The organism is Ramlibacter henchirensis, assembly GCF_004682015.1.
Classification (GTDB): domain Bacteria; phylum Pseudomonadota; class Gammaproteobacteria; order Burkholderiales; family Burkholderiaceae_C; genus Ramlibacter; species Ramlibacter henchirensis.
In genome coordinates, this window is the sequence record NZ_SMLM01000001.1 from 988,228 (window position 1) to 1,012,857 (window position 24,630).

General features: G+C 69.9%; 25 protein-coding genes and 1 pseudogene. 13 read left to right on the plus strand and 13 right to left on the minus strand.

From position 1 onward, the window contains the following. Positions 1-6 precede the first annotated feature (6 nt). The 6 genes and pseudogenes from EZ313_RS04855 to EZ313_RS04880 form a co-directional block, all read right to left on the minus strand. Positions 7-1,062, minus strand: coding sequence for a glycosyltransferase family 2 protein (locus tag EZ313_RS04855; RefSeq protein ID WP_135262070.1), 1,056 nt, complete (start codon positions 1,060-1,062; stop codon positions 7-9). Then, positions 1,059-2,024, minus strand: coding sequence for a glycosyltransferase family 2 protein (locus EZ313_RS04860; RefSeq protein WP_135262071.1), 966 nt, complete (start codon positions 2,022-2,024; stop codon positions 1,059-1,061). The genes EZ313_RS04855 and EZ313_RS04860 overlap by 4 nt, the downstream gene beginning before the upstream one ends. Then, the gene (locus EZ313_RS04865) at positions 2,021-3,442 is read right to left on the minus strand and encodes an O-antigen ligase family protein (protein ID WP_135262072.1); all 1,422 of its coding nucleotides are present in this window, start codon (positions 3,440-3,442) and stop codon (positions 2,021-2,023) included. The genes EZ313_RS04860 and EZ313_RS04865 overlap by 4 nt, the downstream gene beginning before the upstream one ends. A 22-nt stretch (positions 3,443-3,464) precedes the next feature. Continuing rightward, a complete protein-coding gene (locus tag EZ313_RS04870; RefSeq protein WP_135262073.1) occupies positions 3,465-4,955 on the minus strand; it encodes a lipopolysaccharide biosynthesis protein in 1,491 nt (496 codons plus the stop codon). After that, a complete protein-coding gene (locus EZ313_RS04875) occupies positions 4,952-5,269 on the minus strand; it encodes a hypothetical protein (protein WP_135262074.1) in 318 nt (105 codons plus the stop codon). Before EZ313_RS04875 ends, EZ313_RS04870 begins: the two co-directional genes overlap by 4 nt. 155 nt (positions 5,270-5,424) lie before the next feature. Continuing rightward, a pseudogene (locus tag EZ313_RS04880) lies at positions 5,425-6,287 on the minus strand (DMT family transporter). Here EZ313_RS04880 and EZ313_RS23545 point away from each other — a divergent pair. Continuing rightward, positions 6,205-6,378 carry a hypothetical protein gene (locus tag EZ313_RS23545; RefSeq protein WP_240788638.1) on the plus strand — a complete coding sequence of 58 codons (174 nt, stop codon included), beginning with the start codon at positions 6,205-6,207 and terminating at the stop codon, positions 6,376-6,378. The pseudogene EZ313_RS04880 and the gene EZ313_RS23545 sit on opposite strands and share 83 nt — an antisense overlap. 32 nt (positions 6,379-6,410) lie before the next feature. Here EZ313_RS23545 and EZ313_RS04885 read toward each other — a convergent pair whose 3' ends face one another. Both EZ313_RS04885 and EZ313_RS04890 read right to left on the minus strand, forming a co-directional pair. Then, complete coding sequence (locus EZ313_RS04885) at positions 6,411-6,908, minus strand: methylated-DNA--[protein]-cysteine S-methyltransferase (RefSeq protein ID WP_135262075.1); 498 nt, start codon at positions 6,906-6,908, stop codon at positions 6,411-6,413. Next, entirely contained in the window at positions 6,892-8,421 is a 1,530-nt protein-coding gene (locus tag EZ313_RS04890) for a DNA-3-methyladenine glycosylase 2 family protein (protein WP_135262076.1), read from the minus strand. Before EZ313_RS04890 ends, EZ313_RS04885 begins: the two co-directional genes overlap by 17 nt. A gap of 108 nt (positions 8,422-8,529) precedes the next feature. Here EZ313_RS04890 and EZ313_RS04895 point away from each other — a divergent pair, with 108 nt between their 5' ends. The 11 genes from EZ313_RS04895 to EZ313_RS04945 all read left to right on the plus strand — a co-directional run bounded on the left by EZ313_RS04895 (position 8,530) and on the right by EZ313_RS04945 (position 20,034). Further along, a complete protein-coding gene (locus EZ313_RS04895) occupies positions 8,530-9,915 on the plus strand; it encodes a phosphomannomutase/phosphoglucomutase (protein ID WP_135262077.1) in 1,386 nt (461 codons plus the stop codon). 22 nt (positions 9,916-9,937) lie between these two features. Beyond that, a complete protein-coding gene (waaC, locus tag EZ313_RS04900) occupies positions 9,938-10,906 on the plus strand; it encodes a lipopolysaccharide heptosyltransferase I (protein ID WP_135262078.1) in 969 nt (322 codons plus the stop codon). After that, positions 10,903-12,201 carry a 3-deoxy-D-manno-octulosonic acid transferase gene (locus tag EZ313_RS04905; RefSeq protein WP_135262079.1) on the plus strand — a complete coding sequence of 433 codons (1,299 nt, stop codon included), beginning with the start codon at positions 10,903-10,905 and terminating at the stop codon, positions 12,199-12,201. The genes waaC and EZ313_RS04905 overlap by 4 nt, the downstream gene beginning before the upstream one ends. 245 nt (positions 12,202-12,446) lie before the next feature. After that, on the plus strand, positions 12,447-12,779 hold the full coding sequence (locus EZ313_RS04910) for a hypothetical protein (RefSeq protein WP_167772508.1): 333 nt from the start codon (positions 12,447-12,449) through the stop codon (positions 12,777-12,779). After that, positions 12,776-13,480 (plus strand): NHL repeat-containing protein, encoded by a 705-nt coding sequence (locus tag EZ313_RS04915; protein ID WP_135262081.1) that lies wholly within the window; start codon positions 12,776-12,778, stop codon positions 13,478-13,480. The genes EZ313_RS04910 and EZ313_RS04915 overlap by 4 nt, the downstream gene beginning before the upstream one ends. 356 nt (positions 13,481-13,836) lie before the next feature. Then, the gene (locus tag EZ313_RS23430) at positions 13,837-15,498 is read left to right on the plus strand and encodes a hypothetical protein (protein ID WP_205960332.1); all 1,662 of its coding nucleotides are present in this window, start codon (positions 13,837-13,839) and stop codon (positions 15,496-15,498) included. Positions 15,499-15,562: 64 nt separating this feature from the next. Continuing rightward, a complete protein-coding gene (locus EZ313_RS04925; protein WP_135262082.1) occupies positions 15,563-16,300 on the plus strand; it encodes an aldolase in 738 nt (245 codons plus the stop codon). Positions 16,301-16,474: 174 nt separating this feature from the next. Then, positions 16,475-18,739, plus strand: coding sequence for an alpha,alpha-trehalose-phosphate synthase (UDP-forming) (locus EZ313_RS04930; RefSeq protein ID WP_135262083.1), 2,265 nt, complete (start codon positions 16,475-16,477; stop codon positions 18,737-18,739). 59 nt (positions 18,740-18,798) lie between these two features. Next, positions 18,799-19,116 carry a YciI family protein gene (locus EZ313_RS04935; RefSeq protein ID WP_135262084.1) on the plus strand — a complete coding sequence of 106 codons (318 nt, stop codon included), beginning with the start codon at positions 18,799-18,801 and terminating at the stop codon, positions 19,114-19,116. A gap of 4 nt (positions 19,117-19,120) precedes the next feature. Then, complete coding sequence (locus EZ313_RS04940) at positions 19,121-19,633, plus strand: class IV adenylate cyclase (protein ID WP_135263570.1); 513 nt, start codon at positions 19,121-19,123, stop codon at positions 19,631-19,633. Beyond that, positions 19,633-20,034 carry a GFA family protein gene (locus tag EZ313_RS04945; protein WP_135262085.1) on the plus strand — a complete coding sequence of 134 codons (402 nt, stop codon included), beginning with the start codon at positions 19,633-19,635 and terminating at the stop codon, positions 20,032-20,034. Before EZ313_RS04940 ends, EZ313_RS04945 begins: the two co-directional genes overlap by 1 nt. 3 nt (positions 20,035-20,037) lie before the next feature. Here the strand turns inward: EZ313_RS04945 and EZ313_RS04950 are convergent, their stop codons facing one another. The 5 genes from EZ313_RS04950 to EZ313_RS04970 form a co-directional block, all read right to left on the minus strand. Further along, on the minus strand, positions 20,038-21,363 hold the full coding sequence (locus tag EZ313_RS04950; RefSeq protein WP_135262086.1) for a TolC family outer membrane protein: 1,326 nt from the start codon (positions 21,361-21,363) through the stop codon (positions 20,038-20,040). A gap of 36 nt (positions 21,364-21,399) precedes the next feature. Further along, a complete protein-coding gene (locus EZ313_RS04955; protein WP_135262087.1) occupies positions 21,400-21,735 on the minus strand; it encodes a rhodanese-like domain-containing protein in 336 nt (111 codons plus the stop codon). A 2-nt stretch (positions 21,736-21,737) separates the two neighbouring features. Further along, complete coding sequence (locus EZ313_RS04960) at positions 21,738-22,427, minus strand: protein-L-isoaspartate O-methyltransferase family protein (protein ID WP_135262088.1); 690 nt, start codon at positions 22,425-22,427, stop codon at positions 21,738-21,740. Between the two features lie 44 nt (positions 22,428-22,471). After that, positions 22,472-23,155: a TetR/AcrR family transcriptional regulator gene (locus tag EZ313_RS04965; RefSeq protein ID WP_135262089.1), complete on the minus strand. Its 684-nt coding sequence runs from the start codon at positions 23,153-23,155 to the stop codon at positions 22,472-22,474. An 88-nt stretch (positions 23,156-23,243) separates the two neighbouring features. After that, the gene (locus tag EZ313_RS04970; protein ID WP_135262090.1) at positions 23,244-24,005 is read right to left on the minus strand and encodes a YdcF family protein; all 762 of its coding nucleotides are present in this window, start codon (positions 24,003-24,005) and stop codon (positions 23,244-23,246) included. A gap of 79 nt (positions 24,006-24,084) precedes the next feature. Here EZ313_RS04970 and msrA point away from each other — a divergent pair, with 79 nt between their 5' ends. Beyond that, positions 24,085-24,627: a peptide-methionine (S)-S-oxide reductase MsrA gene (gene msrA, locus EZ313_RS04975; protein ID WP_135262091.1), complete on the plus strand. Its 543-nt coding sequence runs from the start codon at positions 24,085-24,087 to the stop codon at positions 24,625-24,627. The last annotated feature ends 3 nt before the right edge of the window (positions 24,628-24,630 follow it).

Genomic DNA, 24,630 nt, shown 5'->3' on the forward strand with positions numbered 1-24,630 from the left:
GTCGGGTCATGAATACATTGCGCGGCCCTGGCGGGCCGCGGCCTGGGGTTCCTGGAGGACGAGGCTGGGAATGAGCGCGCGCGGCGACTTGCGCGCGGCGAGGAATCCGCGCACCACGCCGGCGCCGTGCACGCACCAGGAGACGACGGAGTACACGCCGCGCGCGACCGAGCGCTTGCGCCACGACATCGCGGCGAAGGGCGCCGCGAACAGGGCCGCGAAAGCACCGGCGCGGCCGGCAGCCGTCAGCGGCCACAGCGGCACCGTCAGCATCACCGCCCACCACACCAGCACCGCGAGGTACAGGCGCAGCTCCCGCAGCCCGCGCAGCACCAGCTTCATGCGCGGCTCGCCGAGCGCGCCGCGCACCAGCTCGCCGACGCCGCAGGCGTAACGGCTCTTCCAGCGCCGCAGCAGCAGCCGGTAGGGAGGCGCGTCGTGGCCGTAGTGCGTGACCGCATCGAACGGCAGGCGCCACAGCTTCCAGCCGAGCGAGCGCAGGCGCACGGCGAGGTCGAACTCCTCGTAGCTGTGCAGGTTCGGGTCGGAGAAGTAGCCGGCTTCCTCGATCGCGCGCCGGCGGTACAGGCCCCCGCCGTCGAGGCGGTCGACCTGTCCCGGGTTGCGATGGGGCTCGGCCCGCAGGCTGCGTTCGCCTCGTTCGCGGTACTCCAGGCTTTCGGTGTTCAGTTCCACCACGCGGCCGGCGACGCCCGCGATCTCCGGATGCTGGGCGAGGAACGCCAGCGCATGCTCCAGGAAGCCGGGCACCAGCTTCATGTCGCCGTCCATGATGTAGACGTACTCGCCGATCGAGTGCTGGTAGCCGAGCTGGGGCCCCGCGCCGCAGCTGCGGTCGCTGGCGCGAGCGAGCTGCACGATGCGCACCGGGTACTTGCTGGCGACCTGGACGGTGCCGTCGCTGGAGACGGAGTCGGCCAGGATCACTTCGCCGCCGACGTCGGCCAGCGCCGCCAGGCAGCTCTCGATCGCCTCGGCGATGTTCGCCTCTTCGTTGAGCGCCTTGATGATGATCGAGACGCGGCAGGGAGCGGTGTTCATTGCACGGGGCCCTCCGGGGAGAACGCCTCCGCGCTGCGCAGCCGCCACCGCTGGAACGTCTCGGCCGCATGCGAGGGCATGAACAGCGCCATCAGCAGCGTGAGCTGCCAGCGGCGCGTGAACGCCACGTAGCGCGCATCCCACAGGAAGCGCAGCGCCGCCAGCCGGTTGCCGCCGCCGAGCGTCTCGCGCGCCATCGTCACCTCCTGCTGGCCGACGAACCACAGCGCCGAGCGGCGGCGCTCGGGCGGGATCTCGCCCGAGCGCGCGGCGTCGCGCATGCGCTTGAGGTATTCCGGCGGCGTGGCCGGCGGCGTGCGGCGCGACAGGCTGTCGGGCAGCACGCGGATGGCCGCGAACGGGGCGTTGACCACGGCCACCAGCGTGCGGTCGGCGGCGCGGAACCACAGGTCGAGGTCCTCGCCGTGCGATTCGCCCTCGATGAAGCAGGTGCCCATCTCGCGCAGCAGCGAGGTGCGGATGGCCACGCTGCTGCTGTTGAAGGGCGCGGTGCGCATCCAGCGCTGGCGCAGGTCCTCCACCACTTCCACCTCGACGAAACCGTCGGTGACCGGCCAGGGATCGGGATCGCCCAGCGTGTTGGTCATGGTGCGCGTCTGCGTGCCCAGCATCCCCGCTTCCGGGCAGGCTTCGTGCGCCTGCTTCAGCGCCGCGAGCATGTCCGGGTGGTACCAGTCGTCCGCGTCGAGGAAGGCGATCCAGTCGCCGGTGGCCGCGGCGATGCCGCGGTTGCGCGCCGCCGACACGCCCGAATTGGGCTGGCGGATCAGGCGGACGCGGGGATCGGTGATGGTCTGCACCACCTCGGCCGAGTAATCGCTGGAGCCATCGTCCACGACGATGACCTCGTGCGGCGGCAGGCTCTGGGCCAGCACCGAGCGCACGGCGCCGTGCACGTAGCGGGCCTTGTTGTAAAGCGGGATGACGACGGAGAACTTCATGCGGCGGTCCTGAGGGTCGGCTCGATCGGGCTGGGCGCGGCCCGCGGCGCCCGGACGCGGGCGGCCGCTCCGGAGGCGACTGCGACGATGAGCAGGAAGTGGTTCACGACGGAGGTGCCGTAGTCGACCATCAGCAGGGGCACCTCGGTCATCGAGACCATGGCGACGGAGACCCAGAGCGCGAGGCTCAGGCCGCCGGTGGCCCGGGCGTAGCGCAGCGCCATCACGCCGAGCACGAGGGCGTAGACCACCAGCCCGATCAGGCCCACGACGCCCGAGCGCGACAGCGTGTCGATGAACTGGTTGTGCGCGTGCGTCGCGTTCGGCATCGCGATGGCCTGGCGGTAGTCCGGGTCCCAGATCGTCAGGCCATAACCGAACACCGGGTTGTGGGACCATTCCTGCATGGCCACCACCCAGATGCGGTCGCGGCCGGTCAGCGAAGCGAGCTGCGCGCCGGTGCTGGTGTTGAAGAAGTCCGCGATCACCGTCGGCAGGTCGAACACCAGGACGGCGAACATCACGGCCACCACGGCCCCGATCACCGCCAGCAGCATCCCGACACCGAAGGAGCTGCTTCGCGGGTCGCCGACGTTCTGCATCGCGTCGATGCCGCGCCGCACCAGCAGCAGGAAGAACGCGTTGAGCAGGAAACCCAGCCAGGCTGTCTTGGACTGCGCCACGAACAGCACGCCCAGGCCCAGGAGCCACGCGAAGAAGGTGAGCCACTTGCGGCGGAACGGGCGCACCCAGAGGATCACCAGGGCCGTCTGCGCCAGCATGCCCATCATGACCGGGTGCGCGGTGAGGCCGCCGAAGCGCGGCAGGCCGGCGATCAGGCCCTGCGTGTAGCTCGAGTCCAGCACCATCGCCGGATTGACCGCGATCAGCATCACGCTGGCCAGCATGAAGATGAACACGCCGTTGCGCATGGCCGCGACGATGCGGTCGCGGTCGGACGGCCCCGAGAGCGTGCAGGCCAGTCCGAGCAGCAGCGGGTAGAGGTACTCGTGCGAGATCCGCGGGTTGGTGGCCAGCACCGCGGTGATCGCCACCGTGGTCGTCCAGAACAGCAGGAAGGACCAGGTGAGGATCGGCGAAGGCACCGGCTTGCGCTGCGCGAAGTGGCTGACGATCCGCTCGAGCGTCACGGCGATCAGCAGCAGCGACACGCCGCGCTGCGCCCATGCCATCACCGGGTGCCGCACGGCCGCTCCCAGGGCCTGCGTCTCGGCTTCGAGCGCGGCGAAATGCTGGGTGAGGTCCCGGCCGGACAGCAGCACTTCCAGCCCGGACAGCACCAGCATGGCCGGGAAGAGCAGGAACAGCAGTCCGTCGCGCCGAAGCTGGTAACGCTCGGCCGAGCGTTCGCGCGCCTTGCGCGCCCGGACGGTGGTGGCCTCGTGGACTCGATTCATGGTCATGCCTTCGCGTCCGCGCTCACGGGCGAGCCTCCGGGGCCGCCCAGCCCGGGCTGAACCTCGGGATCAGGCGGGACAGCACGCTGCGGGCTTCGGGTCCCAGCACCTGGGGCCGGGCAATGGTCAGCACCAGCAGCACGCCCACGCCGGTGCAGGTTTCGACGATCAGGGTGGCCAGCGGGTGCAAGAGCGTCAGCAGCTGGCGGCCGACCAGCACGGCCAGCGCGCAGACCGCACCGAGCGCCAGGCCACGCAGCGCGAAAGGCACCAGCATGCGCCAGGAGAGGTCCAGCGCGCGGACACAGGCGCCGACGATGATGATGGAGCGGACCACGATGGCCGCCGCGGCGGCGATCACCACGGCGCGGATCCCCAGCGGCGCCAGCAGCCACCACACGGGGAGCGCGATCGCCAGCACCGGCAGCTGCAGCATCGCCTCGAGGTGCTTGCGGCGCGTGTTCCACAGCACCGGCGTGGACAGGCCCAGGCAGCTCCAGGCGGGCAGGCACAGGAACATCACCGCCATCACCCAGCCGGCTTCGCTCCAGGCCGATCCGTAGAGCACCATCACCAGGTCGCCCGCCAGCATGGACAGCAGCACGCCCGCCGGGATCAGGAAGACCAGCACGCAGGCCAGCATCGTGAGCCAGGCTTCGCCCAGCTGGCGCAGGTCGTCCTGCAGCTTGGCGCCGGCCGCCAGGAAGGTGGGCTGCAGAGAGCTGACGAGCAGCACGTAGGGGATCGAGGCGAAGTTGTAGGCCACGTTGTAGAGGCCGACCGAATGCGTGCTGAGCAGGCGGCCGATGACGATGCGGTCGACGTTGGTGAGCAGCCAGTTGACCATGTTCGTGAAGAACACGGTGCGGCCCGTGTCGAACGTCTCGGCGCTCAGGTGATGGCGCAGCAGCGGCTTGATCGGGTGCGGCCGCACGGCGAACATCGCCGCCGTCGCCACGCCGGCCTGCACCACGCTGGCGGCGGCCAGCGCCTGCGCTTCGAAGCCATACAGCGCCATGGGCACGCCGACGATCAGGTAACCGGCGGCGTAACTGCCCAGCTGGATGAGGCCCAGCGCGCGGAAGTTCATGTCGCGCGTCAGCAGGCAGCTGGCCGTCGCGCCCAGGCACTGCAGGAGGCAGGTGACGGACATCCACTGCACCATCGGCTCGACGCGCGGGTCGCCGAAGTAGCCGGCGAGCCAGCCCGCCATGGCGAACATCGCGGCCGAACAGAACAGGCCGGCCATCAATTGCCACGTGAAGGCGAAGCGCACGTCGCCGTCGTCGACTTCCTTCTTGAGCACCAGGTTGTAGCTGAAGGCATTGCCCGAGAGGAAGCCGGCGAACGTCAGCGCCACCATGCCGATGCCGTAGACGCCGTAGTTGCCCGGCCCGAGAAGGCGCGCCAGGACGACCTGGGCCACCAGCTGCAGCGCGAACCGGCCGACCGTGGTCATCGCGCTCCACTTGAAGGCGCGCTCCGCCAGGGTCCTGAGTTTGGCGGCCCTCATCGCTGGTCGGTGCTCCAGCGTCGCAGGACGATGGCGGCCATCAGCGCCAGTGCGGCCAGGAGCATGCCGGTCGTGCGTTCACGTCCCGCGTGCTTGCCGGTCGCGTTTTCGTCCTCGGTTTGCGTGCTGGTGGCGCGGGGCGCCTGGTCGGTCTGGCGCTGCGCTGCGGCCGCCGCGGGCACGACCAGCGTCGCCTGCATGATGCCGCCGGCAGGCAGGCTCTCGGCAGCCGTTGCGGCCGGCAGGTGGTCGGCCAGGGCGGGTTGCAGTACGAGGGTGAGGGTGACAGCTATCGCGGGGAGAATCTTGTGCATCTGGGGGCCTTGCGGTCCATGTATGCAGACGATTCTCAAACAGCCCCCACTTCCCCGGGGTCAGACGAACCGCAGGGGTCATGGCTCTTTCAGGCTATTGCCCAGATCGGCCCCTACGGCTGAGTTCGCCACGCCGGCGCGGGAGCGCGCGAGGCTCAGCGCTGCATGCTCAAGCTCTTCTTCGCCGGCAGCCGCAGCAGTCCGGTGGACAGGGCCGTGCCGAGGATGATGACGGCCGCGCAGAACAGCATCCACGCGGTCACCTGCTCATCGAGGAACAGCACGCCGTAGAGCACCGCGAACACCGGCACCACGAACGTGACCGCGAGGGCACGTGCCGGGCCCGCCTGTTCGATGAGCCGAAAGTAGAGGACGTATGCGATGCCGGTGCACATCACGCCGACGGCGATGAGCGCGAGCCAGGCGGTGCTGCCGGGCATGGCCGCCGGCCAGGCCCAGGCGGCGGGCAGCGCGAGCACGAGCGTGGCGCCCAGCTGGCTTCCGGTCGCGGTCACCAGCGGCGGCAGCCCAGCCAGGTACTTCTTCGTGGCGCTCGCTGCGATGGCGTAGCAGAGCGTCGCGCCCAGGCAGGCGAGCACCGCCCAGCCGGGCGCCGGGCCGTTCGTGCCGGCCTTGAAGCTCGCGCCGTCCCAGGCCAGCAGCGCCACGCCCGCGAAACCGATCACCAGTCCCAGCGTGCGCGCGGCGCCGGGCCGGTCGTTCAGCCAGAGCCACACCACGAGCGCACCGAACAGCGGCACCGTCGCGTTCAGGATGGACGAAAGGCCGGTGGTGATGGTGGACACCGCGAATGCGAACAGCGCGAACGGGATGCCCGAGTTGAACACGCCGATGAGGAAGATCTTGCGCCGGTGCTCGCGCAGCTGAGGTCCCAGCCCGCGCCAGAGCACCAGCGGCAGCAGAACGCCGACGCGATGGCCACGCGCAACGCGGCCGTGGGCACCGCGCCCAAGTCCACCACGGCCAGCCGCATGAAGAGGAAGGAGCTGCCCCAGATGGCGGCGAGCAGCACGAAGTCGAGGATGGAGGCGAAGGACATGGCGGGCGAGTGTGGCCGCGAACGCGGCGGCGGGCGCGGCCCGCATTGATGAAAGTTGCCGGCCCGATTGATGAGTGACCTTCAGCGCAGCGCGCCTTCCAGCCGCAACAGCGCGGTCTTGCGGTCGAGGCCGCCCGCATAGCCGGTGAGCGAACCGTCGGTGCCGACGACACGATGGCAGGGCACCACGATGCTCACGGGATTGCGGCCGACCGCGGCGCCGACGGCGCGTGCGGCCGCGGGCTTTCCGATGCGCTGGCACAGGGCGCCGTAGGTGGTGCGATGCCCGGCGGGGATGCCCAGCAGGGCCTTCCACACCGATTGCTGGAAAGGCGTGCCGCCCTGCAGGTCCAGCGGCAGGTCGAACGTCGTGCGGCGGCCGGCGAAGTACTCGTCCAGCTGGCGCCGCGCGAGCGTGATCACCGGATGCTGGTCCGCGACCGGCCACGCCGACGCATCGGGGTGATGGCGCTGGCCTTCGAACCACAGGCCGGCCAGGCCGCGATCGGTTGCGGCGAGCAGCATGCCGCCGAGGGGGCTGGCGTGGCGCGCGGCCACGAGATCAGGCGGGAACTTCATTGGCTGTCCTTTCAACGGGAGGGAGGGCTTCGTTCGTCGCGCCCAGGCCGGCCCACGCGCGGATCACCGCATAACTGCGCCAAGGCTTCCACGCCTGCGAGGCGGCTTCGGCTTCGCGCGCCGGCTGGCGCGCCTTCTGCACGCCGAGCGCCTTCTGCAGCGCGACGTCGCCGGCCGGGAAGGCGTCGGGCCAGCGCAGCGCTCGCATCGCGATGTACTGCGCCGTCCAGTCGCCGATCCCGGGCAGTTGCTTGAGTGCATCGACCGTGGCCTGCACGTTGGCGCCGGCGTGCAGCTGCAATCCACCCGCCTGCACCGCGCGCGCCAGCGCCACGATCGCGGCCTGCCGCTGCCGCACGATGCCCAGTGAACCGAGCGCATCGCCCTCGGCCTGCGCCAAGGCTTCTGGCGCGGGGAAAAGCCGGTGCAGGGCAGGGTGGCGCGTCTGGATGGGCGCACCGAAACGCTCCACGAGCCGCTGGGCGAGCGTGCGGGCAGCCGCCACCGTGATCTGCTGACCGAGCACGGCGCGCACGGCCAGTTCCCAGCCGCCGAAAGCGCCCGGCACGCGCAGCCCCTCGCAACCGGGGAAGGCTTCGTGCAGCACGCCGTTCACCGCGAGCGGATCGCAATCGAGGTCGAACGCTGCGCGCACCCGGCGGATCACCACGGGCAGCGCTTCATGCAGCGAGTCGCTCACGCGCAGCACGAGCTGGTGCCTTTCGGTATCGAAGGCGGCTTCGACCCAGCCGGCGTGGCGTTGGCCGCCTGCGTGCAGTTCCAGCGTGCGGGCGAACGTGCCGGCGTCCACGCATTCGAGCCCCGCGATCGCGCGCTGCCGGAAGAACGCCAGCATCGCCGCCGTGTCGTATGGCGGCCGGTAACCGAGCCGCACCTGCATCGCTTCGCCGTCGCGTGCCGTGCCTTCGCGCCGCAACCGGGTGGGCGAGAGGCCGTAGTGCTGCACAAAGGCGGCGTTGAACCGTCGCAGGCTGCCGAAGCCGCTGGCCAGCGCCACCTGCGTGATTGGCAGCGCGGTGTCGGCCAGCAGTTGCTTGGCCGTGAGCAGCCGCCGCGTCTGCAAGTATTGGAGCGGCGACACGCCGAACTGCGCCTCGAAGATGCGGCGCAGGTGGCGCTCGCTCACGCCGAGCCGGGCGGCGAGCGACTCGACCGAAGGTGCGTCCTGGGTCCACGCCTCGGGCTCGTCGAGCAGCCGGGCGGCCTGGCGGGCCAGGATGCTCGCGGCGTCCTGCATCGACCAGGACTGCGCATCGGGCGCCAGCTCCGGCCGGCAGCGCAGGCAGGGGCGGAAACCCGCGCGCTCGGCCTGGGCGGCGTGCGGGAAGAACCGGCAGTTCTCGCGCTTGGGCGTGCGCACGCGGCAGACCGGCCGGCAGTAGATGCCGGTCGAGGTCACGCCGGTGAAGAAGCAGCCGTCGAAGCGCGCATCGCGCGCCTTCAGCGCGAGGTAGCAGGCGTCGGGCTGCAGGGTGTCGGCATCCAGGGGCATGGGCTCATCATAGGAGCGGGCCCGCAGAGGACTGGCCGTTTCCGGACATGTCCCTCGCGGCCCCTTCCCTACAATCCGCCGTTTCCCGAACACCTCCAGCTCTTCCCAATGCAAGTCAACGCATCCATCTTCAAGGCCTACGACATCCGCGGCATCGTGCCCACCACGCTCACGGAAGAGGTGGCCGAGGCGCTCGGCCGTGCGTTCGGCACGACGGCCAGGGCCGAAGGCGAGAACACGGTCGCGGTCGGCCGCGACGGGCGCCTTTCGGGGCCGCTGCTCTCGGCCGCGCTGGTGCGCGGGCTGGTGTCCAGCGGCGTCGACGTGATCGACGTGGGCGTGGTCACCACGCCGATGCTCTACTTCGCCGCCAGCACGCTCTGCAGCAGCGGCATCCAGGTCACCGGCAGCCACAACCCCAAGGACTACAACGGCTTCAAGATGGTGCTGGCGGGCCGCGCGATCCACGGCGAGGAGATCCAGTCGCTGCGCCGCATGATGGAGAACGAGCACTGGAACACCGGCGGCGGCCCGGGCAAGGTGCGCAACGTCAACCTCTTCGCTCCCTACCGCGACCGCATCGCCGGCGACATCAAGCTGGCGCGCCCGATGAAGATCGTGGTCGATTCCGGCAACGGCGTGGCCGGCGCGTCGGCCCCGGCGATCTACCGCGCGCTCGGCTGCGAAGTGATCGAGCTGTACAGCGAGGTCGACGGCAACTTCCCCAACCACCATCCGGACCCGAGCAAGCCGGAGAACCTGCGCGACCTGATCAAGGCGCTGAAGGAGACCGGCGCCGACCTTGGCATGGCCTTCGACGGCGACGGCGACCGCCTGGGCATCGTCACGCGAGGCGGCAACAACATCTACCCGGACCGCCAGATGATGCTGTTCGCGCGCGACGTGCTGCAGCGCGTCCCCGGCGGCACCATCCTGTTCGACGTGAAATGCTCGCAGCGGCTCGCGCCCGCGATCCGCGAGGCCGGCGGCAAGCCGCTGATGTACAAGACCGGCCACTCGCTCATCAAGGCGAAGATGAAGGAAGTGGGCTCGCCGCTGGGCGGCGAGATGAGCGGCCACATCTTCTTCAAGGAGCGCTGGTACGGCTTCGACGACGGCACCTACGCCGGCGCGCGGCTGCTGGAGATCCTCTCGCGCGAGAAGGACGCGAGCGCCGTGCTGGACGCGCTGCCCACCAGCTTCTCGACGCCCGAGCTGAACGTGAAGTGCGCCGAGGGCGAGCCGCACCGCATCGTCGCCGACCTGATGGCCAAGGCGAAGTTCGCGCCGCCCGCCGAGGTGTCCACCATCGACGGCGTGCGGGTCGACTGGCCCGACGGCTTCGGGCTCATTCGCGCGTCCAACACCACGCCGGTGCTGGTGCTGCGTTTCGAAGGCCAGTCGCAGGAGGCGCTGCACCGCATCGAGGGCGAGATGCTGGCGCTGCTGCGCAGCGTGAAGCCGGACGCGCTGATCGCCGAGGCCGCGCACTGAATCCGGTCGGCACCGCCGGACCTTGAACATCCTCATCGTCAAGCTCTCGTCCCTCGGGGACGTGGTCCACGCCATGCCCGCCGTGCAGGACATCCACGTGTCGATGCCGCACGCGAGGATCGACTGGGTGGTGGAGCGCGCCTTCGCGCCGCTGGTGCAGCGCTGCGAAGGCGTGCGGCGCGCCGTCCCGCTGGAGCTGCGGCGCTGGAGCAGGTCGCCGCTGTCGCCCGCCACCCGCCACGGCTGGCGCGCGTTCCGCCATTCGCTGCGCGAGGTGGCCTACGACGCGGTGCTGGACCTGCAAGGCCTCACCAAGTCGGCGCTGGTGGCACGCGCCGCGCGGCTGTCGGCTGCCGGCAAGCGTTACGCGCTGGCCAACCAGACCGAGGGCTCGAGCTACGAGGCGCCGACGCGCTGGCTGGCCGACGTGGCCGTGCCGGTGCCTTCGCGCAGCCATGCGGTCCAGCGCTCGCGCGAGCTGTGCGCGATGTCGCTCGGCTATGCGATGCCCACCACGTTGCGTTGGGGGCTGCTTGCGCGACCGGTGCGCGCGGCCGAGCGGCCCTGCATCGCGTTCGTCCACGGCACCTCGCGCGAAGACAAGTGCTGGCCGCAGGAGCACTGGCTTCGCCTCGGCCGGCAGCTGGTGGAAGAGGGCTTCGCGATCGGCCTGCCGCACGGAAGCGACCTGGAGCAGCAGCGCAGTGCGGCGATCGCCGCCGGCATCGGGGCGCATGCGGTCGTGTGGCCTCGAATGGACCTGGCCGCGCTCACCGATCGCCTGGCCGGCTGCGCCGGCGTGATCGGCGTGGACAGCGGGCTGTCGCACATCGCCGTGGCCCTCGAGCTGCCGCACGTGCAGGTCTACAACTTCGACACGGCCTGGCGCACCGGCCCGATCGGGCCGGGTCCGCATCGCAGCGTGTATGGCTCGCCGTGCCCCTCGCCCGAGGCCGTGTGGGAAGCCTGGCGGGCAGTGCGCCCCCGATGATCCGCAAGCTCTACTCGCTCCTGATGCACGGCGCGCAGCCGCTGCTTCGGCGCAAGCTGCGCCGGCGCGGTGCGGCCGAGCCCGGCTACCTGGAAGCGATCGACGAGCGATTCGGCTACTACGGAACCTCCGCAGCGCCGGGCGCCCTGTGGATCCACGCGGTGTCGCTCGGCGAGACGCGCGCCGCGGCGCTGCTGGTGCAGGCGCTGCGCGAGCGCGACCCGCAGCTGCGACTGCTGCTCACGCACGGCACCGCCACGGGGCGGGCGGAAGGCGCCAAGCTGCTGCGAGAAGGCGACGTGCAGGCATGGCTGCCCTGGGACACGCCTGAGGCGGTGCGGCGCTTCCTCGCGCACTTCCAGCCCTGCGCCGGCGTGCTGATGGAAACCGAGGTCTGGCCCAATCTCGCGGAAGCCTGCAAGCGCGCGGGGGTGCCGCTTGCGCTGGCGAACGCGCGCCTGTCCGAGAAGTCGCTGCGAAAGGCGCTGCGGCTCAGGCGCCTCTCGCAGCCCGCCTACGCGTCCTTGCGAGCCGTCTGGGCGCAGACCGACGCCGACGCGCAGCGGCTGGCCCGGCTGGGCGCCCGTGTCGGCGGTGTGTTCGGCAACCTCAAGTTCGATGCGCAGCCCGACGCGGCTCTGCTCGAACGGGGTCGCGGCTGGCGTTCGCGCATCGCCCAACCCGTGCTGATGTTCGCCAGCTCGCGCGAGGGCGAGGAGGCGGAGCTGTTCCGCGTGCTGGCCGCGCAGCGCAAACTCGCGCACGCGGGGTTCGCGCGCCGCGACAGCGACCGCGCCGTCTCGGGCATCCGCTGGCTCGTCGTGCCACGGCACCCGCAGCGCTTCGACGAGGTGGCAGCGCTCGCGCAGCAGGCGGGCCTGTCGGTGTCGCGACGCAGCGAGTGGGATGTGGAGCAAGGACCGCACGACACCGACGTGTGGATCGGCGACTCGCTCGGCGAGATGGCGCTGTACTACGGCTTGGCGGACGTGGCATTGCTCGGCGGCAGCTTCCTGCCGCTAGGCGGCCAGAACCTGATCGAGGCGGCGGCGTGCGGGTGCCCGGTGGTGATGGGGCCGCATACGTTCAACTTCGCGGAGGCGGCGGAAGATGCGCTCGCCGCCGGGGCTGCGGTGCGGGTCGAGACGCTCGAGGAGGGCGTGCGGCGGGCGGCGGGCATCGCGGCGGACGCGGCGCAGCGCGAGCGGCACGTCGGGGCTGCGCAGACATTTGCGCAGGCGCACCGCGGGGCGGCCGAACGCACGGCCACTGCACTCCTCTCCCTGATCGCTTGAAGCGCTAAGTCGGCCGACGAAGCGTGACTTGGAGCCTTGGTCCACTGTGACCACGTCTGCAGCATGCGCTCCTTCATCGACTTAGGAGGAGCGACATGAAGTTTCACGCGAGCGTGCGAATGCGACTGGCCGCAGCGGCAATGGCGGTGTCGGCGGCCGTCGGCTGCGGCGGTGGGGGAGGGGGCGGAGCAGGGCCCGGCGCCCCGGTACCTCCAGGACCTCCGGACCCGCCGCCAATCCCCGCCGTGCTCACCTGGGGCGACTTCCCGTCTGCTTCGGTCGTGATCGGGCAGCCGGATTTCGACCGAGGCGATGCGCCTGCAACGCCTGTCCCGATCGACCGGTTGCGGTTCCCGATCGGGAATACCGGCGTGACGTCCGATGGGAGACTTTTCGTTGCGAGCTCGCAGGGGATCAGCGCCTTCGACGACTATGACGCCGTGAAAGGGCCGAGTGCCCGATTCAGCATGCCGGCAAATTTCCGCAGCGTTGGCGTCCATGGCGGGAAGCTGGTGTCGATCACGGACAGCCGGGTCGAGGTCTACAACCAGCCTCCGATCGATGATCGGCCGACGTGACCGTCGGCGGCGCGCCCGATTGCAAAGCGAACCTCCTGAAAGAGCCCGAAGACGCGATCATCACGCCGCGCGGACAGCTCGTCGTCGCCGACACGGAAAACAACCGGGTGCTGATCTGGGATCAGGTTCCGGAGCCGGGGAGCACGACCGACGCGACCTTCGTCGTGGGTCAGGCGAGCAAGGGGGCCTGCACGCGGAACGCGGGCAGGACAGCTCCGGATGAATTCACCCTGAGCGGGCCGACGTCCGTGTGGTCGGACGGTGTCCAACTGGTCGTCGTCGACCGAGGAAATCAGCGCGTCCTGATCTTCGATTTCCCGACGGCAGACTTTCCGGCCGCCAAGCGCGTGATCGGACAGTCCAATTTCAACGATTCCCTGCCCGATGCCGGCCTCGGAATCGCCACGAACGTCGGGCTGTCTTCGCCCCGGTCGATCGATGTTCGCGACAGTGGGCAAATGGCCGTAGCGGACACGGAAAACAACCGCGTGTTGATCTGGGACACGTTCCCGGCAACAGATGGCCAAGCCGCCGATCAGGTGATCGGCCAAGACGACTTCACCGGGTCGGGATTGAACGCCGGGGGCTCTCCGGCTGCCAACACCCTTTCGTCGCCCACGGGAGTGCGCTTCGACGGTCGCAATCTGATCGTGGTCGACAGCGACAACAGCCGCGTCCTGGTCTTCCGCTCAACCAACTAGTGCCACTGACGCGTCCCGCAAGGCGGCCGGTCTCCCGGCCGCTTTTCACTTGTGGAGTCCATTCGTATGGATGAGCATGAGCCGTGTCCGCACGTAAACCGTGCCATCCAACTCAGCAGTGTTTGTAAGAGCTGAACCGTTCACTTACAGCTGAGCCGGCGTCTCCTACAGACGCGTCGGACTTGTCCTACTAGCATCCGCGCCAACGCTGAGCTTGGCGCGCCGTTTCAGGGCCCGCTTCCTAAAGGCGCAACCAGCCCGGCGTCCCCGCTCCCGACTCGATCGCGGTCCCGCCGGCAAGAAGCCTGCGCCCGCGCCGGGCGGAGCTCTGCCCGAAGACACCCGAAGAGACGCCGATGGTCCTGCAGTTGAAGAAGACCCCCCGAACCCGTTCGCAATGCAACGCCGCCGCGCGCCGCTTCAATGCGAAAGCCTGCGTGCTGGCGGCCGCCCTCACGCTCGGCACCGGCCTGAGCTGGGCCCAGGTGCCGAACATCCCGGTGGCTCCCAGCCCCAACGCCTGGCTGCAGGCCGGCAACCCGAACGACGCGTACTGGGTCGAGGACAACCGGTGGGGCCAGGGCAGCATCACGGAAGGCCCGAACAGCTACCAGTTCCAGCAGCAGGTCGGCGTGAGCCCGAACGTCGGACCGGCCGGGGAGGTCGCATTCCGCATGAAGTGGCGCTGGCCCAACCCGGCCGGCTCCGCCGAGGTGAAGGGCTTTCCCTCCATGATCAATGGCGGACGGCCGGGCTACTACAGCTCCGGAACGACCGTCGACGGCGACCCCGTGCGCCTCCCGAACGGCTCGACCCTGCAGCAGGCGCCCACGGGCCGCACGCCGGGGACCGTCTTCCCCATGCAGCTGCCGGTGAAGTCGCTGAAGGCCAAGTTCAACATGTCCCACCTGTCGGCGCCGACGGGCCAGGGCCAGCTGACGTTCGACATCTGGCTGCAGTCCGGCCCGAAGCAGGACTCGGGCTTCCTGAACTCGTCGATCACGCACGAGATCATGATCCCGCTGGCCAACTGGGGGAACTACGGCTCGCACAACGCGCCGGGCGGCCGCAACCCGATGTGGTACGACCATGACGCGGTGATCGGCGGCAAGCGCTACCACGTGTACGCCACCAAGGGCGCCGACGGCGCGCTGCTCTTCAACTTCGGCACGCTCAACGGCGCCTACGGCCGCACCGGCTGGAAGATGATCGCCTTCGTGCCGGAGGTGATGCCGGTGGCGCCCGGCGAGATCGACCTCGCCGCGATCATCAACTACGTGACGACGCGCCGCGATGCGAAGGGCACGCCCTGGGCCGTCGGCAACGAATACGTGGCCAGCGTCGAACTGGGCGTGGAGCCCGTCGTCGGCAGCGGCGACATCGTGGTCCACGACTACAAGGTGTGGACCGGCACGAGCACCGCACCGGCGCCTGCGCCTGCACCCAGCCCGGCTCCGGCCCCGGCCCCGGCCCCGGCCCCGGCCCCGGCCCCGGCCCCGGCGCCGTCGTACCCGGCTCCTGCACCCTCACCAGGCCCGGCCCCCGCGCCGGCGCCCGTCACTTCGCCCGCTCCCGCCCCCGCACCTTCCACGAGCTGCCCGGCCTGGAACGCCACGACCCGCTACATGCCGGGCGTGAAGGTCATGCGCCTTGGCCAGGCCTACGCGGCGACGCAGCTGAGTGCGACCGTGTGGAACGTCAACTCGCCGCCCGAGTGGACGCCGAGCTACTGGAGCAAGACCGCTTGCACCACGACGACTGCGCCCGCGCCCGCGCCAGCTCCCGTGCCCGCGCCGGCTCCGGCTCCGGCTCCGGCACCGACTCCAGCGCCCGCGCCCGCGCCGGCGCCGGTCGCGAGCTGCCCGGCATGGAACGCGACGACCCGCTACCTGCCCGGCAACAAGGTGACCCGCCTCGGCCAGGTCTACGCGGCGACCCAGTTGAGCGCGTCTGTGTGGAACGTCAACTCGCCGCCCGAGTGGACGCCGACGTACTGGGGCAAGTCCACCTGCAACTGACCGTGCTCCGGTCGCCTGCTGACCCGTTGCGCCCGGCCTGGGCTGCCCGCACACTCGGGCGCTCATGACCGAGCGCAATGCCATGCACCAGCAGGATTTCGAGTCCCCCGCCCTCCGCGGCCATCGCGAAGACCTCGCGCTGGCGCTGCGGGCCGCCGCGCACCACGGCCTGGCCGAAGGCGTCTGCAACCACTTCAGCCTGGAGCTGCCCGACGGCTCGGGCCGATTCCTGCTCAATCCGCGCGGGCTGCTGTGGCAGGAGGTGCGCGGCGACGACATCGTGATGGTCGATGCGCACGGCCGCAAGCTCGCGGGGCGCCACGAGGTGGAGCCGACGGCGATGTTCATCCACGCCGCCGTGCACCGCATTGCGCGCAAGGCCTGCGTGCTGCACACCCACATGCCGTACGCGACGGCGCTGACGCTCACCGCCGACCGCGGGCTGGACACGACGCTCTCGCAGAACGCGATGCGCTTCCACGGGCGCCTCGCGATCGACCGCACGTACAACGGCCTCGCCCTGGACGAGCGCGAAGGCGAGCGCATCGCACGCGCGATGGAAGGGCGCGACGTCGCCTTCCTGGCCAACCATGGCGTGATCGTCTGCGGCGACCGCGTCGACTACGCGTACGACGACCTCTACTACCTGGAGCGCGCGTGCCTGCACCAGGTTCTGGCGCAATCCACCGGCCAGCCGCTGGTTGCGGCTGCGGAGGAGCTGGTGCGCCGCGTCGCCGGACAGATCCAGCAGGAGCGGCTGCAGTCCGAGCTCTTCTTCGAAGCGCTGCGGCGCGTGCTCTGAGGGATTGCCCTCACGGATGGGTTGCATTGGCCCAAATGCAATCGCCGTGCAGGTAAATTAGCCCGTCCGGCAGAACTCTGCTGTTCCCCCGCAGTCCAATTGCGGATCGCGGACCTTGCATGGGCAGGCCTTTTTCCGGCGCGCGGCTTTCCGGCGCGCCATCGACGCTCATCGATGAAAGCCTTCAACCTTCAGCTGCGGTTCCTGGTTCCCCTCGTCGTCGTGCTCACCGCGGCGGCCTACTTCGCGCTGCCGCTGATGGACAGCCTCACGCTGCGCTGGTTCGCGCGCGACATGAACATGCGCGGCAACCTGATGGCCAACACGCTGTCGGAGTCCATCGCCGCGGCACTCGAGGACCCGAAGGGCCGCAAGCTCCAGCAACTTTTCAATCGTGCGGTCGAGGACGAGCGCATGGTCGCCATGGGCTGGTGCTCGCCGACGGGCGAGCTGCTCACGCGCACCGCCAGCTATCCGCGCGAGCTGTCCTGCGACGATGCCGATCGCCTCGCGTCGGAGACGGAGCCGCGCCTGCGCCTGCCCGGCGGTCCGGTGCACGTGAGCGCGCATCCCGTCACGGCCGAATCGGGGCCGGTCGGCCAGCTGGTGCTGCTGCACGACCTGAGCTTCATCGAACGCCGAAGCCTCGATACGCGCCGCTACCTGATCGCGCTGCTCGCCGGGGTGGGCATCGTCATCGCGCTGGTCACGATGGCCGTCGCGCAACTCAGTTGGCGCGGCTGGGTGTCCGGCACGCGCGCGCTGCTGCGCGGCGAAGGCCTGGTGCGCCCGCTGGGCGGCGGCGCGCCGGAGCTGGCGCCCGTGGCCGCGGAGCTGCGCGCCCGGCTGCGTGACCTGGAGGACGAGTACCGCCGCTACCAGGGCCATGAAGCGGAGTGGGACGCGCCGCGGCTGCAATCGCTGTTGCGGTCGCAGCTGCGCGGCGACCAGGTCATCGTCGTCTCCAACCGCGAACCCTACATCCACGAGAAGGGCAAGGACGGGCGCGTCTTCGTGCGCCGTCCGGCCAGCGGCCTCGTGACGGCGGTGGAGCCTGTCATGCGCGCCTGCTCCGGCACCTGGATCGCGCACGGCAGCGGCACCGCCGACCGCAAGGCGGTCGACCGGCACGACCGCGTGGCGCTGCCGCCGGGCCACGAGGAGTACCAGCTGCGCCGCGTGTGGCTCTCGCCCGAGGAGGAGCAGGGCTACTACTACGGCTTCGCCAACGAAGGCATGTGGCCGCTGTGCCACGTGGCCCACGTGCGCCCGGTGTTCCGCGAGTCCGACTGGCTGTACTACAAGACGGTCAACCAGCGCTTCGCCGACGCGGTGGTGGCCGAGGCGCGCAGCGAAGACCCGGTGGTGCTGGTGCAGGACTACCACTTCGCGCTGCTGCCGGCCATGGTGCGTCGGCGGCTGCCGCGCGCCACCATCCTCACCTTCTGGCACATCCCCTGGCCGAACCCGGAATCGTTCGGCATCTGCCCCTGGCGCCAGGAGATCCTGGAAGGCCTGCTGGGCAGCACCATCATGGGCTTCCACACGCGCTTTCACTGCAAGAACTTCATCGAGGCGGTGGACCGTTACCTCGAAGCGCGCATCGAGCACGAGCATTCGACCATCTCGTACAAGGGCGAGCAGACCTTCATCGAGAGCTATCCGATCTCGATCGAGTGGCCCACCCGCGATTCGGTGTCGGAATGGGCTTCGCCCGCCGAGTGCCGCCGCCAGGTCTGCGAGTTGCACGACATCCCCGGCCACCACCGTATCGCGGTGGGCGTCGACCGGTTCGACTACACCAAGGGCATCCTGGAGCGGCTGCACGCGGTGGAGCGGCTGCTGGAGAAGCACCCCGAGTGGCGGGGCAAGTTCACGTTCGTGCAGGTGGCCGCGCCCACGCGGGCGGCGCTGGAGGAATACCAGGCGTTCCAGCAGCGCATCGAGCAGGTCACGCGCCGCATCAACGAACGTTTCTCCGCGGGCGGCCGCGAGGTGGTGCGGCTGCTCGCGCAGCACCATGAGCACGAGCAGGTCAACCGCCTCTACCGCGCGGCCGACGTGTGCCTGGTCACCAGCCTGCACGACGGCATGAACCTGGTGTGCAAGGAGTTCGTCGCCGCGCGCGACGACGAGCAGGGCGTGCTGGTCCTCAGCCGCTTCGCCGGCGCGGCGCGCGACATGCCCGAGGCGCTGATCGTCAATCCTTACCACGTCGAGGAAGTGGCGGACGCGATCCATCGGTCGCTGACCATGCCGCCGGCCGAACAGCGCGAGCGCATGGCCAACCTGCGCAGCACGGTGCGCGAGTTCAACGTCTACCGCTGGGCGGGCAAGATGCTGACGGACGCGGCGCGCTGGCGCCTGCGCGAGCGCATCTCCGAGCGGGTGCAGCGGCACGGTGCGCCGGAAGAGGAGCGCAACGCCGCGAACATGTAGGCTTGGTGCCTTGCGGGGCGTGCGGTGCGCCGCGCCCAACCCGCACACGGAGGCCTGCGATGTCCGTCTACCTGTACCGGTTGATCCCGCCCCGGCCGGACTTTCCCGCCGGCATGACACCCGCCGAAGGTGCTGCGATGCAAAGCCACTTCGCCTACTGGACCGGGCAGATGAACCGCGGCTCGGTCATCGTGTACGGGCCGGTGCCCGATCCCAAGGGCACGTGGGGCATCGCGGTCCTGACGGTGGGCGACGAGGCGCAGGCGCGAACCATCTGCGCCGGCGATCCCGCCGTGACCGCGAATGCCGGCTTCAGCTTCGAGCTGATTGCCATGCCGCACGCCATCGTGCGGGGCGACACCGCCAATGCGAGCTGATCCTGTGGCGCGCAACATCGAGATCAAGGCTCGTATCGAAAGCGTCGAGGCGCTGGTGCCCAGGGCCGCCGCCATCGCGACGGAAGGGCCGGTGCACATCCTCCAGGACGACACCTTCTTCCCGTGCGCGAACGGCAGGCTGAAGCTGCGGGCGTTCTCCGCGGATTCGGGCGAGCTCATCTTCTACCGCCGCGCCGACCAGCAAGGGCCGAAGGAATCGTTCTACCTGCGCTCGCCCACGTCGGCACCGGACATGCTGCGGGAGTCGCTGGGCCTGGCGTACGGGCTCGCAGGGCGCGTGCGCAAGCTCCGCACGCTGTTCCTCGTGGGCCGCACGCGTGTGCATCTCGATCGCGTCGAGGGGTTGGGGGATTTCCTCGAACTCGAAGTCGTGCTCGAGGAGAACGAAGCGTCCGAAGCCGGCGTTCGCGAAGCGCAAGAGCTCATGCAGCGACTCGGGATCGGGGAATCCGCGCTCATCGAAGGCGCGTACGTGGATCTTGCCGGGAGGACCTGATGCTCAAGACCTACCAGGGCAGCTGCCACTGCGGAGCGGTCCGCTTCGAGGCCGACCTCGACCTGGAGCAGCCCACGTACCGCTGCAACTGCTCGATCTGCCGGCGCACGCGCTTCTGGGTGGCAGTGGCGAGGGATGGCGGACTGCGCGTCCTGAGCGGCGAAGCGGAGCTGACCCGCTATGTGTTCAACACCCGAAAGAACGAGCACTGGTTCTGCCGACACTGCGGCGTGCGGCCGTTCGGTATCGGAAACGAGACGCCGATCGGCAAGATGTACGGCGTGAACGTGGGTTGCCTTGAAGGCGTCTCGGACGAGGAACTCTCAAGGCTGCCGATCACGTACGTCGACGGCCTGAACGACCGGCCCGACCGCGCGCCGGAGTTCTTCTCGCACCTCTAGGGACTAGCGCACCACCAGCGCGTTCAGCCGCGCCAGGTCTTCCGGCTGCAGCGTGCCGTTGGCCTGGCGCAGGCGCAAATGGCCAATCAGAACGTTGTAGCGCGCCTGCGCAAGGTCGCGCTTGGTCTGAAAGAGCTGGCTTTGCGCGTTGAGCACGTCGATGTTGATGCGAACGCCCACCTGGTAGCCCAGGCGGTTGGCGTCGAGCGCGAGCTGGCTCGAAGACTCGGCCGCTTCGAGCGCACGGACCTGGCCCTGGCCGGAGATGACGCCGAAGTAGGCCGTGCGCGTGGCCTGCGCGACGTTGCGGCGCGCGGCCTCCAGGTCGGCCTTCGCCCGCTCTTCCAGCGAGAGCGTCTCGCGGATGCGGTTCTGAGTGGAGAAGCCTGCGAACAGCGGCAGGTTGAACGTCACGCCGAGCTGGCCGACGTTGTTGCGGTTGTCCAGGGTGGACGTCGCGCTGCCGTTCACGTTGCGCTGGATGCCGTAGCTGGCCGTGAGGTCCAGCGTGGGCTTGTGGCCGGCCTTGGCCTTCTCGGTTTCCCACTCGGCGATGTCGACGCCGGTGCGCGCCTGCTGGATGGTGGGGCTGACCGCCTCGGCCTGCGACACCCAGGCGTCCACGCTCGCGGGCTCCGGGGGCGGCACGTTCAGCGGCGCGGCGAGCGGCACCGGCTGCGAATCGGGGCGGCCGGTCAGCGTGTCCAGCGCCAGCTTGCGCACGCGCAGGTCGTTCTCGGCCTGGATCTCCTGGGCCGTGACGAGGTCGAACCGCGCCTGCGCCTCGCGCGTGTCGGTGATGGTGGCGGTGCCGACCTCGAAGTTGCGCTTGGCGGAGGCCAGCTGTTCGTTCACCGCGGTCTTCTGCGCCCGCACGAAGGCCAGCGTGTCCTGCGCGGCCAGCACGTCGAAGTAGGCCTGGCTCACGCGGATGATCAGGTCCTGGCTGGCGGCCGTGAGCTGGGCCTGCGCCAGGTCGACCTGCAGCTTGCCCTGCTGCCAGGTGGCCCAGTTGGCCGGGCGGTAGATCGGCTGCGCGGCGGACAGGGTGGCGGTCTGCGTGCCGAAGTTGCGCTCGCCAGGCGGGTTGTTCACCTCGAAATCGGAGCGGCTGATGGTGGAGGCGAGGTTGGCGGTGGGCAGGATGCCGGCGCGGGCCTGCTCGGCGCGCGCCAGGTTCGCGTCGTACTGGGCGCGGGCCGCCTGCCACACCGCGTCATGCGCCCGCGCCGACTCGTACAGCGCCAGCAGGCTCTGGGCGCCGGCCGGAGCCGCCGCCAGGGCCGCGGCGAGCGCCGTCGCCAGGGGGAGTAGCCGCGAGGGTGTCATCGTCCGTCCTTTGCCCGTTTTATTCGTGCTGGCTCGTCAGTATCGCGGAACCGACGGGTCGCGCTCACGCGACCAGGCGTCGATGCCCCCCGCGACGTTGGCCAGCTTGGAAAAACCGTTGCTCGCGAGGAACATGGCGACGCGCTGGCTGCGGCCGCCGTGGTGGCAAAGGCAGGCGATCGGCTGGTCCGGGTCGAGTTCGGCCAGCCGCGCGGGCACCTCGTTCATCGGGATCGTGAGCAGCTCGAAGCCCTGCGGCGGCACGCTGGCGGCACGCAGCTCCTGCGGCTCCCGCACATCGAGGACGACCCCGTTGCCGCCCTGGGCGGCGATCCATGCGTCGAGGTCGTTGGGGCGGACCTGGTCGACCATGTTCAGAACTGGAACCGCGAGGGCTGCGGGAAATGCAGCAGGCGGGGCGCGACGGTGTCCCAGCGCTGCGCCGTGGTGTAGGTGGTGTCGCCGGTGCGGGTGATGAGCGTGGCGCGCATGACGGGCTCCTGTCCCAGGATCGTGGCCAGGCGGCCGCCCACCTTGAGCTGCTGCAGCAGGGCAGGGGGCACCTCGGCCACCGAGCCGCTCAGCACGATGACGTCGAACGGGCCTTCCGCCGCCAGGCCCTGCGCGCCGTCGGCTTCGCGGACCTCGGCGTTGCTCACGCCGGCGCGCTGCAGGTTCCCGCGCGCCATGCGCACCAGCTCCGGTTCGATCTCCAGCGAGATCACGCGCTGGGCGCGGCCGGCCAGCAGGGCGGCCATGTAGCCGGAGCCGGCGCCGACTTCCAGCACCTTCTCATGCGGCCGCGGGCTCACCTCCTGCAGCAGGCGGGCTTCCACCTTGGGCGCCAGCATGATCTGGCCGAGGCGGAACGCCTCTTCCGTCGCGCCGCGCAGCGGGATCTCCATGTCGAAGAAGGCGAGGGCCTTGTGCGCGGGCGGCACGAACTCCTCGCGCCGGACCACCGTCAGCAGGTCCAGCACCTGCGAATCGAGCACGTCCCAGGGACGGATCTGCTGCTCGATCATGTTGAAGCGGAGTTGTTCGAGGGAAGGCAGCGGGCTCATGGTCTTTTTCGGTGCGGCTCGAAGGCCGGGACAAACCTTCGATTCTAGGAGCCGCCATCGGGCCGCACGCACAACCCGATGAGCAGCGTCTCGCACTGGGACTGGACGTAGCGCTCGGGGTCGAGCGGGTAGTCCTGGGGCGCGCAGGGGCCCAGCGAGTGCTTCATCATGATCAGGAAGATCATGGGCGCGACGATCGAGAACACCGCGTAGTCCAGGTCCAGCTGGCGGAACTCGCCGCTGTCCATGCCGCGCTGCAGGATGCGCCGGATCAGCTGCGTGCCGGGCCGGATCGCCTCCTGCTGGTAGAAGGCCGCGAGCTCGGGGAAATTGCGCGCCTCGCTGATCATGAGCTTGGTGATGCCGGAAGCGCGGGTGGCGCCGATGCGCTCCCACCAGACCTTCATGCAGTAGCGCACCATGTCCGCGGCCGACCCCTCGAAGGTCTCGAACTCCTCGTTCCATTCCTTGAAGCGGCCGGAGATGTTTTCCCGCACCACCGCCTTGAACAGTTCTTCCTTGCTGGGGAAGTAGAGGAACAGCGTGCCCTTGGAAACGCCGGCGCGCGCCGCGACTTCTTCGGCCCGGGTGGCGGCGAAGCCCTTCTCCACGAACAGGTCGAGGGCGGCGTCCAGCAGTTCGCCCGGCCGCGCTTCCTTGCGCCGCTCGCGTTTGCCGCTGGGCGGCTCTTCCGGGCTGCCGGGTCCGATGAGTTTGCTGAGGGGCATGCGTCTTACTGACTGACTGGTTAGTAATGTAGCCGCAGGCGCGCCAGCGCGTCAAGGCGAACGCAAGGCCGAAAGCAAAGTTGTCGCTTCAGGCGCGCGCGAGCCACAGCGCGAACGCTTCGCGCAGCACCCGCCGCGACAGGGCGAGGCCCTCGGCGGACGGCAGCCATTCGAGCAGCGGCCGGGTCTGCGGGGCCGCAAATCCGGTGGGCGCTGCCACCACGTCGAAGCCGGCGCGGCGGAACTCCAGCTCCGCCCGCGGCATGTGCCAGGCATCGGTGACGAGCGCGATGCGGCGCACGCCCTGTACGCCCAGCAGCGTCTCCAGTTCGCGCGCGTTCTCGGCCGTGTCGCGCGAGCGCGAATCGTTCCAGCGCGGGACGACGCCGAACTCCTGCAGCGTGCGCGCGGCCGATTCCGATTCCGGCGGGAAATCGCCGCCGGCCGAAGACCAGCCGATGCCGCCCGTGAAAGCGAGCGGTTTGCCGGTGCGCCGCGCGAGCATCGCGGCATACCGCAGCCGGCCCAGGGTGAAGGCCGACGGTTGCGCAACGCCGTACTCCGGTGCGTTCGGCAGCACGCCGCCGCCGAGCACGACGATGGCCTGGACCTGGTGCAGCCGTTCGGGCCGCACCGGCTCGACCTGCGGCAATGCCGACGCGGACAGCAGCATCCCAACGGCGTGGCAGCCAAGCAGCCACAGGCCGGCCAGCGCGATCGCAGCCAGCGCCAGACCGCTGCGCGGCCATCGCCTCGCCGCGAGGACGAGTCCCAGCGCGGCGAGCAGCAACGGTCCCGCGGGCGGCAGGGCGAGCGCGGCCAGGATCGGCTTGAGTTCACCTGCAAGCATGGGCTGCGATGCTAAAGCCCACGGCCGCGAGACCGCGCCGCGCGGGCGGCTAAAGTGGCTGCCTTCAACGGAGCCTGCAATGAAAGACGATCTGCAAACCATCGTGCTGGGCGGCGGCTGCTTCTGGTGCACCGAGGCGGTGTATGTCAAGGTCAAGGGCGTGGTCGACGTCGAGTCGGGGTACAGCAACGGCACGGCCGAGCAGCCGAGCTACGAGCAGGTGTGCACCGGCACCACCGGCCACAACGAGGTGGTCAAGCTCACGTACGACCCGAAGCAGATCAGCACGCGGCAGATCCTGGAGATCTTCTTCGTCGTGCACGACCCGACGCAGCTCAACCGGCAAGGCAACGACGTCGGCACGCAGTACCGCAGCGGCATCTACTACACGACGGACGAACAGAAGCAGGACGCCGACGACATGATCCGGCTGATGAGCCAGGAGAAGCTGTTCGGCAAGCCCATCGTCACCGAGGTGCTGCCGCTGTCCAACTACTGGCCGGCCGAGGAATACCACCAGGACTTTTTCGAGAAAAACCCGTACCAGGGCTACTGCGTCGCAGTGGCCGGGCCCAAGGTGGCCAAGTTCCGCAAGACCTTCGCCGAACTGGTGCGGGCCTGAAGG